Genomic DNA, 11,806 nt, shown 5'->3' with positions numbered 1-11,806 from the left:
GGCCAGGGCTGACCGTCATCTGAAGCGGCGACGGCTTCCGGCAGGTAGCCGGCGTCACCCTCGACCAGGGTGGGATCGCGCACCGGCATCTCGTCGATGACGGTGACGCAAACGACGAGTCCGTCTTCGACCTCGACGTGAACGGGCACGAGATACTGGAAGACGACGCGGCGCGTGGCGGATGGATCGGGTTCAATCATGGAAGGTCTCCTTGCGAAGATGCGGGGAAGCGACCTACGCCGCTTCCCCGCCGTGAGGGTCATTCGGCCGCGACCGACAGGGCGTCCTCGTCCTCGAGTTCGTCCGCTTCCTCATCGCCGCCGTCACCGCTGAGGAAATCCGGCAACGCGGCATCGTCGCCGGCGCCAGTCTCGGCGCCCGGTTCGTCGGCCTGTCCATCGTCATGGTCGATCAGGCGCAGCGGCTCGGGCAACCAGCCGGTGTTGGCCAGCAGGCGCTCGGCCTCTTTGGCCATGTCGCCCTTCTTCAGATGGTCGATGAGCTGGGCCGCCCGTTCGCCAGCGCCCTCACGCACGGCTTCGAGGATACGGGGCTTGGTGACGCGGCCGAGATAGTTTCCGACCGTCGGCCGCCAGCCTGCCGCCACCATGTCGAGGCCGGTGGCCCGCGCCAGCCGGTCGGCCTGTGAGAACCGCACGTCCAGCCCATGTTGGCTGACACCCGATCCGTAAGGGTTCGGACGCTCGAACAGGGCGTTCACGCCGTAGCTGACGCAATGGGCGAGCAGATCGAGGCGCGTGGCGGGGTCGAGCAAGGAGAGCCAGTCCCACAGCGCCTGGTCGTCGGCGGGAACGTGATCGCCCCAGCGCTCGTGTCGCTCGGCGACCTCGCGCGCGGGAGTGCTGCCCTTCAACTCCTCGGACTGTGCCGAGAAGAAGATATGATTGACGCGGGCCTCGAGGCAGCCGGCCGGTGCGGTGCGCCGGAAGGTGTCGCTGACCAGCTTGTGCAGCAGCATGGTCATGGCGACCTCGGGATGTTCCGCAACCGCGTTGCGCAGAGCGAGAGTGCGATGCGCGGTCAGCTCGATGACGAGGCGCTCGGGCAACGGCTTGATGCCGTCCTCCTCATCGTCCTCCGGCTCCGCGGGCTGACCGCCGATGGTGATGACGGCGCGTTGAACGGCGGGCGCGGCCGGCTGGCCAGCTTCACCGTCAACCTCCGGCGCATCGCTGCCTTCAGTCTCGAAGGGACGTTCGTCCTCGGGACGGACATAGCCGCGATCCACCGACAGCGAGCCATCGGCGTCGAGGCTGATGAAGACGCCGGCGCCGGCGATGTCGGCCGGATCGTAGATCGTCGGGCGCTGCTCGAAGGCGTCGAGCGCTTGTTCGATCTCGCCGAGACGTGCGTCGATCTCGTCCGGCAATTCGTCGGCTTCGGCATATTCGGCTTCGAGCCGGTCGTATTCATCGCGCAACGCCTCGCGGGTGGCCCGCTCTTCCTCGGTCAGATCGATCGTGACGCCGGCCAGTTCACGAAGCCCATGCTGGTGGCCATAAGGAAAGCTCAAGGCAGCTTCGACCCACTTCCAGCCTTCGCCCGCGATCTCGTCGGCCACGACCTTCAGCTTCTCGGCTACCATGCGGTCGAGCAGGGCCGGGTCTTGCAGCCAGCCCCCATCGTCGGACTGGAAGAGATCGCGCAGCACGATGCCCCCAGCCGCCTCGTAGGCGTCGACGCCAATGAAGACGGCCCGCTTGTCGGAGGCGCGCACGGTGGTTTCGGTCAGCAGCCGCCGGATTTGATAGGGCTCCTTCTGCCAGCTATCCTTGATTGCCCCCCAGACCTGTTCCTGACGGGCATGGTCCTGGGAGACGGTGAAGGCCATGAGCTGTTCGAGGGTCATGCCGTCGTCGGCATAGATTTCGAGCAAAGTCGGGGAGACGGAGGCGAGGCGCAGGCGCTGCTTCACGACATTGACGCCGACGAAGAAGGCAGCGGCGATGGCTTCCTCGGTCATGCCCTTGTCGCGCATGGCCTGGAAAGCGCGGAACTGATCGAGCGGATGGAGCGGTGCGCGTTCGATATTCTCAACCAAGGAGACCTCATCGACTAGGATGTCGCTGTTGGCGTCGCCGACGACGCAGGGCACCGGCGCGGTCTTGGCCAGGCGCTTCTGCTTCGCGAGCAGTTCGAGCGCCCGATAGCGGCGGCCGCCGGCGGGCACCTCGAACATCCCGGTCTCGGCGCCATCGGCGTCGAGGACGGGACGGACATGTAGGGACTGGATGAGGCCGCGCCGGGCGATGGACTCCGCCAATTCCTCGATCGAGACGCCGGCCTTGACGCGCCGGACGTTGGACTGGCTCAGCACCAACTTGTTGAAGGGGATGTCGCGCGCCGACGACAGGATGATCTTCTGAACGGCAGTTGCCATGATCGTTACTCCGCGACGGGCGCTCAAGAGCCTCTCTCTCGAACCTTCAACCCGTCACGAAGCGAAGCGCCGCCCTCTCACTCTCCGAGGGCAGCGCCGGACAAGCGGAAAGACGTGAAGCCGGAAACCCGCTTCTCCGCCTTTCCGGTTTTCAGGATCGTCACGCCGCCTGGCGCTCGTCATCGGCAATCCCGAGATCGGCGTCCGGCAAGAACCCAAGCAGCCAATCGGCCGCCTTGCTGGCCTGGGAGGCGGCGCGGACGATGGCGCGATTGTCTTCGCGCAGCACCTCCAGCCATGAGCCGATGTAGTCGGCATGGCGGACGGTCGGCACGATGCCGAGCGAGGCGCAGCAGAAGGCGGCGTTGATTTCGGCGACCAACTCCTCGAAGGCGTACTTCTTCGTGCCGAAACCGCCGGAGAGGTCGCGGCCGAGCCGGGACGAATGACCTGTGGCGTGCCCCAGCTCATGCAGGGCCGTGCGGTGCCAGTTGATCGGCTCGAAATAGGCCTGGGGCGGCGGCACCTGTACATAGTCGGGTGCCGGGGCATAGAAGGCGCGGTCGCCGCCGACGCGGAAGTCAATTTCGGTCGCCCGGATCAGCGCCTCGACCTGCGGCTCGATGAGGCCGGAAGGGGGCGGTGGAGCGATGACGGCAACGTCTTCCGGCAAGCCGTCGCATTGCGCCGCGTTGAACACCGTGAAGCGCTTGAGGAACGGGATCGCGGCTGCCTCTTCGCCAGTCGCGCGGGCGCGGCGCTTCTCGTCTTCCGGTGTGAAGCGGTCGGCATAGACGACGGTGGTGCCGCGTTCGCCCTTACGGACATTGCCGCCCAGCGACAGCGCCTGGCGAAAGGTGAGCCAGCTCTGGCCGGGAAAGCCGTGCTGGATCACCGCGCCCCAGAGGATCAGCACATTGATCCCTGAGTAGTGCCGCCCGGTTGCGGCATTCCGCGGCATGGCGAGCGGTGCCTTGACCGAGGCCGATCCCCAGGGCTGGACCCAAGGCGCGCGGCTGGCCTCCAGCTCGGCGATAATTCTGTCGGTGATTTCGTCATAAAGGTTCGCCCGACTGGAGCCGGGGCGTGCGCTGCAATCTTTCCTGAGCATCACGGTTCTCCGCGACGGGCGCCGGAGACCTCTTCTCCAGTCCTCCACCCGTCACGGCCAACCCGGCCTGCACTCTCACTCTATTGGGGGCGTTGCGGGGCTCTCCCCGCAGAAGGGGTCGGCTGAGACCCGGGCTCGGCCGCAGGGGAAGGCTTTCCCCGTATCCGGGCTTGTTTTCGTGGGGTTCCTTGAAAACTGTCAGAAACTCGCATATATTTCCAACAGGAGAAAGACGATGACACGGCTGACAGAACAGATTCTGGCGCATGCGACGGGGTTGCCCGAAGGCGCCCCCCTGTCCGCCAAGAGCTTGCTTCACCTCGGAAACCGGGCGGCCGTGGATCAGGCACTGTCGCGTCTGACCGAGCGCGGACAGCTCATCCGTGCCGGTCGCGGCCTCTATCTGCGTCCCATCGCCAGCCGGTTCGGCACACGCGCGCCTTCGGTCGAGCAGGCTGTCGAGGCCCTTGCGACCCAAAAGGGAGAGGTCATCGTCTCGAACGGCGCCGCCGCGGCGAACGCTCTTGGCTTGACGACGCAGGTGCCCGTCCGCTCGGTCTATCTGACCTCTGGGCGCAGCCGAAAAATGCACCTCGGCAAGCAGGTCGTGGAATTGCGCCACGCCCCGCGCTGGCAATTAGCCTTGGCCAACCGGCCGGCGGGGGAGGCTGTGCGGGCGCTGGCTTGGCTCGGCCCGGAAAAGGCGGAGGCCGCGCTCACGACATTGAAGCGGAGGATGCCGCCTGGCGTGTTCGGCGAACTGGTCGCCGCCGCGCCGCAGCTTCCGACTTGGCTCGCACAGAGGGTCGGAAAGGCGGCGTATGGCTGACGTCTTTCTCCAGCTTTCGACCGAAGACCGGCGCGACGCGCTGGGCGTCGCGGCCGATCGTTCAGGCCGCCCCACCCATCTTCTCGAAAAGGATGTGTGGGTGGTGTGGGCGCTGGCGACCCTCTACGCCGCACCGCTCGGCGAACATCTGGTGTTCAAGGGCGGCACGTCGCTGTCGAAAGCCTATCAGGTCATTCGCCGGTTTTCAGAGGATGTGGACCTGACCTATGACATTCGGGCGATCGCGCCCGATCTGGTCGGGGACAATGGCGAGGGTTTGCCGAAAACCCGAAGCGAGGAAAAGCGCTGGTCCAGCGAAGTCCGCCGGCGGTTGCCGGCATGGGTCGCGGAAACCGTGCAGCCCGTGATCGCGAACGCTCTGGCCACCGAAGGTCTGGCGGCGACCATTCGCGTCGAGGATGAGAAGCTGTTTATCGACTATGAGGCGACCGCGACCGGCTCCGGTTACGTCGCTCCGAGCGTCATGCTGGAGTTCGGCGCTCGATCGACGGGTGAGCCGGCGAGCCTGCGCGAAGTCGTCTGCGATGCGGCTGACCTGATCGACGGGTTGGTATTCCCGATGGCCCGGCCGCGCGTCATGCACGCGGAGCGAACCTTTTGGGAGAAGGCGACCGCCATCCATGTCTTCTGCCTCCAGGAGCGGCTGCGCGGCGACCGCTTCGCACGGCATTGGCACGACGTTGTCCGGCTGGATGAAGCCGGCTTCGCAGAAGCTGCTTTCGCCGATCGCGATCTGGCCAACGCTGTCGCCCGGCACAAGTCGATGTTCTTCGCGGAAAAGGCCGCTGATCGCACGCCGATCGACTACGCAGCGGCCGTCAGCGGCGGCTTGCAGCTCGTGCCGGTCGGCGAAGGTGCGAAGGCGCTGGAGGAGGACTATGCCCACATGGTCGAGGATGGGCTGCTCTTCGACGACGCTGAGCCGTTCGAGGCGCTCATGGCGCGGTGCGCCGATATAGCCGGGCGCGCGAACAGCGCAGCCAAATAAGAAACTGGGAGGATCGGGGGTATATGAGCGGAGTCGAAGAGGAGCGAAAATTCCAGTTTCTGCGGAACGGCGATGCCGATCCATCGGAACTTGACTGGAACAAGGGGATCGAGAGCGCCCGCCAGGCGATTTCCGAGGCCATGAATGCCAAGAATATCGCGTTTTTGCTCGGCGCAGGATGTTCCTCCCTGATGAAGGACAAAAAGGAACTCGGCATTGCGACCATGGCGCCCTTGGCCAAGGAGTTTTGCGGAGAAACCCTTGAGGCGCGGGCGGCGGGATTCTACGGCGATCCGCCGGTAGCCGGCGCTGCCCCGGCGCCATGGCGGCTGACCAAGGCGGAACTCGATTATCTTGATGCGCTCGGGATCGACCTGGCGAAGGACTACAGTCGGAACCTGGAACGCTTGATGGAGGTGCTGTTCGCGCAGCGGTTCGTGCTGCGCCAGAGCGAGAATCTCGATCTTCACCCCTACCGCGCTGTTCTCGATGGCATCATCAAGAAGGTCCAGGATTTCCTATGGACCCGTGTCACCCAAGGGGCCTTCGCCACGGAGGGCGACACCACGGTGCGCGACCTTTACGAGCGCTTCTACAAGAAACTGGTCCTGCGAGATCGGTCCTTGCCCCGACCGTGGGTGTTCACGACCAACTACGATCATTTCAGCGAATTGGCGATGGATCGCCTGGGCATTCCCTATGCCAACGGCTTTTCCGGCGTGGTGGAACGTCGCTTCAACCCGGCGATCTTCCGCTATGCCCTGGCCGAGCAGCTCGACGTCGCCAGCCGCAAGTGGACCGCCGTCGACGCCTTCGTCTATCTCTGCAAATTGCATGGTTCGGTCACTTGGACCGAGGACGATCATGGGCTGTTCCCGATCAAGGAGGTCTGGCCGCCTGAGTCCACGAACCAGATGCTGATTTATCCGACGCCGGCGAAGCAGAACTCTTCGCTTGGCTCGCCCTATGCGGACCTGTTCCGGGAATTTCAGTCCCGGATCGTGCGCGAGCAGAGCGTTCTCATCACGGCCGGCTACGCATTCGGCGACGAGCACCTGAACAACATCATCTATCAGGCGCTGACGATCCCGACTTTCCGTCTGGTGATCTTCGCGGCGCCGGATACGGACGGTGAGATCGCCAAGCTACGGGCGCTGCGCGACCCGCGCATTTGGATCATCGGAGGCGACGGCCCTGCCGAGGGAACCAGGGCGCATTACTTCGACATGATCGTCGAGCATTTCATGCCGCAGCGCCCCAGCGACAGGATCGATGACGCCGTTCGCAAGGTGTTGTCCGATCTGGCGCCGAAAAGGGACGACGAGACGAAGGATGGCGAGGCATGAGCCACGACGATCGCAAGCGCGCGATCGGCAAGGTGGTCTCGGTCGCGGCCGACCGCTTTGTCGTCGAGATGCACGCCGGCACCGACAATTTCACGGTCGTTGGCTTCGACGACGTGCATTATGTGGCACGGCTGGGGTCATTTTTGATGATCCCGTCGCAGTCGGAGTATGTCGTGGTCGAGGTTGTCGGTCTGCGTGAGCGCGACGCGAGCACGCCGTCTGAGCGGGGCGATTTCGACCGGGCCGGCTCCTCAAAATATCTGGATGTGGTGCCTGTCGGCATGTTGCCGATGCGTGGCGGCGCGTTCCGCTTCGGCGTGTCGGTGTTCCCGTCCCTGTATGCAGACGCGCTCTATGCGCTGGACGGCGAACTCGACCGCATCTTCGAGACCGAGGCCGCAGTCGAACCTTCAGTCGGCCTGAACGGCGGCGCCTGCGAACCCGAAGGGGCCACGCGCTACCGGGTGCTGCCGATCGGCAAATCGGTGGTGTTCGAAGACTACGACATCAAGGTCCGGCTGAACGAGTTCTTCGGCGGTCATGTCGCCGTCCTGGGCAACACCGGCAGCGGCAAGTCCTGCACGGTTGCCTCGGTCTTGCAGTCCCTTTTCAGCAAACCCGAGGAGCATCACGCTCGCGGCGCGACGTTCATCGTCTTCGATGTCAATGGCGAGTATCACGCCGCTCTGAACGCTTCCGCGAAAGAGGGGGGCATCGGGGTCGAGCGCGTCGTCCTCGACGGCACGGCGGCCGGCTTCCGCTTGCCGCATTGGTTCCTGGAGCTGGCCGAATGGGAGTTGCTGCTGCAAGCCAGCGAGCGCACCCAGGTGCCGATCCTGCGCATGGCGCTCGGGCTTTCCACCCTGTTCTCAAATGTGGGGGCCGCAGAACTCAACAGCGTCCGCAATCACATCCTCGCCAAGTGCATCACCCAGATTATGCGCGACGACTCTTCGAGCCCGTCCAAGCACGATCGGATCATTGGCATCCTTCAGCGTTTCAGCACGAACGAGATCAGCGCGGCAAAAATCCGGCCATTCATTGCGATCAACTTTGGTCAAATGGCCAACCCTGCGGGTCTGGATACTTATCTGGTCGGCCCGAATGGCTTCGAGTTGGAGGATCTGAAGCTCCCAAACTATCAGAATCTGCCTTTTGATTTTTCTGCCCTCGGAGACGCGATAGACCTCGCCATCTTGTATGCGGAGGCGCACGGCAATCGGCAAATCCGTGACTACTGCTCCCAGATGGTGACGCGCTTCCAGGCGCTGGAAGATCGTCGGGAGTATGAATTTCTCCGCCACGAGGCGGTCGGTGCTGCCGCCGACAATGGAGAGCTGGAGTTCCTGACCCGGCTGGTTGGGTTGGTTGGCAAGGGGGTCGGTCACACCAAGGCCAATCAGATCATCATCATCGACATGAACGATGTCGAGGACGAGGTGGTCGAGCTTGTCAGCGCGGTGATTGCGCGGATGCTGTTTCGCCTGCTCCGGCGAGCCGATCCGCGTAACCGCTTCCCGATCCACCTCCTGTTGGAAGAGGCTCACCGTTACATCTCGGCGACGCCATCCCGTTATGCCGTCGACGCGACCAAGATATTCGAGCGCATCGCCAAGGAAGGGCGCAAGTACGGCATGTTCGTGCTCTTGGCGTCCCAGCGCCCCAGCGAGCTGTCCAAGACAGTTCTCAGCCAGTGCTCCAACTTCCTGGTTCACCGCATCCAGAACCCCGACGATCTTTCTCAGATTCGGCAGATGACGCCGTTCATTTCAGAATCGGTCCTGAAGCGGTTGCCGTCATTGCCTCGGCAGCACGCGCTGGTGTTCGGAACCTCGGTCAATCTCCCGACGACATTCAAGGTGCGGGAGGCATGGCCGCGGCCGCGCAGCGACGATACTGCCGTGGTCGATTTGTGGTTCCACGAGGAAGGTCGAGCCGCTGACATTCGCCTCGCGCTCCGCTCAGCCGACGCCGCTGCGGGGGCTGGAGGGGAGCCGATTGCGCCCGACGATGACATCTTCTGACCATCTGGAGACACTGGCGCAGACACTGGAAGCTACCGGAGATTACCGGGTCATCCGGCGTCTCAAGCCGCGCCCTCGCACCATTCCGCCTCCCGGCACGCCGGTGCGCCTTGGCCTGGTGGTTGATGTGGAGACCACGGGGCTCGATCCTCAGCGCGACGAGATCATCGAACTCGCCATGACGCCGTTTAACTACGGCTTGGATGGCACCGTTTTCAACGTGGGCGACAGCTTCCAAGGGCTGCGTCAGCCGAGCGAGCCGATCACGCCGGAAATCACCGCGATCACCGGCATCACTAACGAGATGGTAGCCGGCCAGATCATCGATCCCGCCCTGGTGGCCACATTCGCGGCGCCAGCTTCGCTCGTCATCGCGCACAACGCCGCGTTCGACCGTCGCTTCCTCGAACGCTTCAGCGACGTGTTCTCGACGAAGCCCTGGGCCTGCTCGTTCAGCCAGATCGACTGGGCAGCGGAAGGATTCGAGGGCGCGAAGCTCGCCTATATCGCTCAGGCCGCCGGCTTCTTCTATGACCGCCACCGCGCGATGCACGATTGTCTTGCGACGATCGAGCTGCTAGCGATGCGGCTGCCCCGATCCGGTGTTACGGGCCTTAGCCGCCTACTGGACAGCGCTCGTACTGTCGCCTGGCGCATTTGGGCGGAGAACTCGCCCTTCGACCTCAAGGATGTTCTCAAGGCGCGAGGATACCGCTGGAACGGCGATCCCGGCCCGCAGCCCCGCGCTTGGTATATCGACGTTCCCGAAGCCCAGCGCGAGGCCGAGGTGCGCTTTTTGAGAACGGAGATCTACCGGCGCGAGATTGATCCTTTGGTTCGGCGGATCGACGCTTATGATCGCTTTTCAGATCGGATTTGAGCCGCCTTTGCCAACCGTACCGCTGCGCTGGAGGAGGCTCCAGCGTGACCCCGGAGTGACAATTGACTATCTTGATGATAGGGTCAGAGCGTGAAATCGGCGGAATGCACAGATCGAGTCGGATTGTTTCCTGCATTCCTCGCTTGACGATAGTCCCCGAAAGTACCGTTTTTGGGGTTCTCCCGAAAAAACCCAATGATTTCAAAAGCCGGCCATTTTGGCGGGACGGTTGACGGTATATTGCCGCAAGAAATATTTTTAATAGCGTGATTTCAATGACTTAAAGTGTCTATTGATAATAGAGTGGGAGTGATTTTCGCCTATCCGGGCCTATCCAAAAACACCCATCTTACGCCCTACCACTGCTGTGAGCCGATAGAAGTCGATTGGTCCCGATACTGGAGTATCCTTTCAGACGCCATGCGGTGGTTTCGCGCTCTTGCGTACACATAGGCGGGATTGCTGGCGTAGGTGAGATGGCGAAGGAGAGGAAGCCGCGTCCGATCCCGTAGACCGCATAGAACGTGTCTCTTCGCTTACGACGGACAGGTCTCACCGTGGATATAGCTGCCTGCTCGGCCTGTTGAAGGTGGAGCCCTGCGCTCGGGCAGCTCACCGATCAGCCATTTTCCGAAGTCGATATCAGGCGTGCGCCCGGCCATATTGCCTAGGCGAGCGACCCATGACGCGTTTAAACGCAGTGCTGAACGCGCCTTCGGAATCGTAGCCCAATGAATATGCGATTGCCGATATTGGTTCACTCGCGTTGGTCAGTCGGTCACTGGCGAGAAGCATGCGCCAGCGGATGAGATAATCTATTGGGGCCGTGCCTACCGTGTCCTTGAACCTTTCTGCGAAGATTGAGCGGGACATGCCCGCTAGATCCGCAAGCTCCTGGACGGTCCAATTGAAGGCGGGATTTTCATGCATGGCCGATATGGCAACGTTCAGTTTTTCATCGGCCAACGCCTTAAGCAGTCCAGCGTCAGCACGGTCAAGATGTCGTCGCAAAGCCTGCAGAAGAATCATATGGGCGAGATGCTGGAGGCTGAGCAGGCTGCCGGGGCTGGGGATCTGCAACTCCTGCATCATGCGCTCCACGAGCCATCGCAATTCTCCCTGGTTAGCCTCGCGACGAATGTGCACGATGAACGGCAAGAGGTTCAGGAGCATGCCAAAGCGCTGTTGTGAGACGGAGAAACGGCTGCTGACGATGAAGATGTCACCGCCACCGTTCCAGGTGACGACGCCGCCGTATTTTGCACCACCGAAGACGTCCTCCGCCTGGGCTGGATCGGCGTCGAGCTTGCTCGCCAGATGAAAGGTTTGGCCTCTCGGCAGAATGAAGCAATCACCGGTTTCTAGCCTTAGAGGTTGATCGACGCCTTCTACCGTCAGCCAGCAAGCACCCTTGACTATATTGGCGCACTTTATGGTGTCGGTTTGGTCAGGGAACACAACTGCCCAATCTCCGCCGCCATCGAAACCGGCCGACATGTAGTTCACAGGTTTCAGAAGAGACAGGATGTCGGAAAGCGGGTCCATAGGCGTCCAATTCAGGCAGGCATTAATCGACCAGATAAATCTGATATTCCGGATGATCGCGGAATTATTCCGGGGTTTTAAGCATAGATCGTATGGTCTCGCATTTGATACAAGTCCGTCGTGCCACTGGTTCGTCGATCAAAATCCCTGAGCATCCATGGCCTAACAACAATCTATGAAAGGAGCTCGCGATGCGGGTTTTCGTCACAGGAGCCAGTGGATTTGTCGGCTCCGCGGTCGTTCGGGAATTGGTTGGCAATGGCCATGAGGTGCTCGGCCTTGTCCGTTCAGACGACGCGGCGAACCAACTGCAATCGATGGGTGGCGTCGCCCAGCGCGGCGATATCGCCGACCTCGATAGCGTCCGCGCCGGTGTCTTGGCCAGTGACGGCGTCGTTCACACGGCCTTTGGCCACGATTTCTCGAAGTTCGTCGAAAACTGTGAGCTTGATCGGCGGGTCATCGAAGCCATGGGCGAGGTTGCCCGCGGCTCGAACCGCAAACTGATCATTACATCGGCGATCGGCATTCTGCCGAAGACTGTGAGAACGACCGAGGATTCATTGCCAGCGACAGGCGAGGAGTGGAATCTGGAGGGTTATTTGAGGTCGCATGGGCGGTGCGGCGACTTCGGGCGACCTCATGTAAGCCGGATTGAACT

At 62.5% G+C, this 11,806-nt stretch carries 10 protein-coding genes; 6 read left to right on the top strand and 4 right to left on the bottom strand.

Going from position 1 to position 11,806, the window contains the following annotated elements:
• From Q4Q11_RS28350 to Q4Q11_RS28340, 3 genes are all read right to left on the bottom strand, one after another.
• Positions 1-200: hypothetical protein (locus Q4Q11_RS28350; RefSeq protein WP_498571558.1), on the bottom strand; the 200-nt coding region annotated here is incomplete at its 3' end.
• Between the two features lie 59 nt (positions 201-259).
• Complete coding sequence (locus Q4Q11_RS28345) at positions 260-2,401, bottom strand: ParB/RepB/Spo0J family partition protein (RefSeq protein WP_498571557.1); 2,142 nt, start codon at positions 2,399-2,401, stop codon at positions 260-262.
• Positions 2,402-2,561: 160 nt separating this feature from the next.
• On the bottom strand, positions 2,562-3,512 hold the full coding sequence (locus tag Q4Q11_RS28340; RefSeq protein WP_498571556.1) for an ArdC family protein: 951 nt from the start codon (positions 3,510-3,512) through the stop codon (positions 2,562-2,564).
• 235 nt (positions 3,513-3,747) lie between these two features.
• On the opposite strand from Q4Q11_RS28340, the gene Q4Q11_RS28335 reads away from it, so the two are divergent.
• From Q4Q11_RS28335 to Q4Q11_RS28315, 5 genes are read left to right on the top strand one after another with little or no spacing between them, the layout of a single operon-like run.
• The gene (locus Q4Q11_RS28335; protein ID WP_498571555.1) at positions 3,748-4,341 is read left to right on the top strand and encodes a DUF6088 family protein; all 594 of its coding nucleotides are present in this window, start codon (positions 3,748-3,750) and stop codon (positions 4,339-4,341) included.
• On the top strand, positions 4,334-5,350 hold the full coding sequence (locus Q4Q11_RS28330; RefSeq protein WP_498571554.1) for a nucleotidyl transferase AbiEii/AbiGii toxin family protein: 1,017 nt from the start codon (positions 4,334-4,336) through the stop codon (positions 5,348-5,350). Before Q4Q11_RS28335 ends, Q4Q11_RS28330 begins: the two co-directional genes overlap by 8 nt.
• Before the next feature lie 23 nt (positions 5,351-5,373).
• Positions 5,374-6,696 carry an SIR2 family protein gene (locus tag Q4Q11_RS28325; RefSeq protein WP_498571553.1) on the top strand — a complete coding sequence of 441 codons (1,323 nt, stop codon included), beginning with the start codon at positions 5,374-5,376 and terminating at the stop codon, positions 6,694-6,696.
• Positions 6,693-8,720: an ATP-binding protein gene (locus tag Q4Q11_RS28320; RefSeq protein ID WP_498571552.1), complete on the top strand. Its 2,028-nt coding sequence runs from the start codon at positions 6,693-6,695 to the stop codon at positions 8,718-8,720. Before Q4Q11_RS28325 ends, Q4Q11_RS28320 begins: the two co-directional genes overlap by 4 nt.
• Positions 8,707-9,600, top strand: coding sequence for a 3'-5' exonuclease (locus tag Q4Q11_RS28315; protein WP_498571559.1), 894 nt, complete (start codon positions 8,707-8,709; stop codon positions 9,598-9,600). Before Q4Q11_RS28320 ends, Q4Q11_RS28315 begins: the two co-directional genes overlap by 14 nt.
• 642 nt (positions 9,601-10,242) lie before the next feature.
• Here Q4Q11_RS28315 and Q4Q11_RS28310 read toward each other — a convergent pair.
• Positions 10,243-11,145: an AraC family transcriptional regulator gene (locus Q4Q11_RS28310; RefSeq protein WP_498571551.1), complete on the bottom strand. Its 903-nt coding sequence runs from the start codon at positions 11,143-11,145 to the stop codon at positions 10,243-10,245.
• Positions 11,146-11,336: 191 nt separating this feature from the next.
• Between Q4Q11_RS28310 and Q4Q11_RS28305 the strand changes: the two genes are divergently transcribed.
• The coding region (locus tag Q4Q11_RS28305; RefSeq protein ID WP_498571550.1) for an NAD(P)H-binding protein at positions 11,337-11,806 on the top strand (470 nt) is incomplete at its 3' end.

The organism is Rhizobium sp. UFLA01-1127, assembly GCF_059803845.1.
This window is presented reverse-complemented; position numbering and strand designations above follow the sequence as displayed.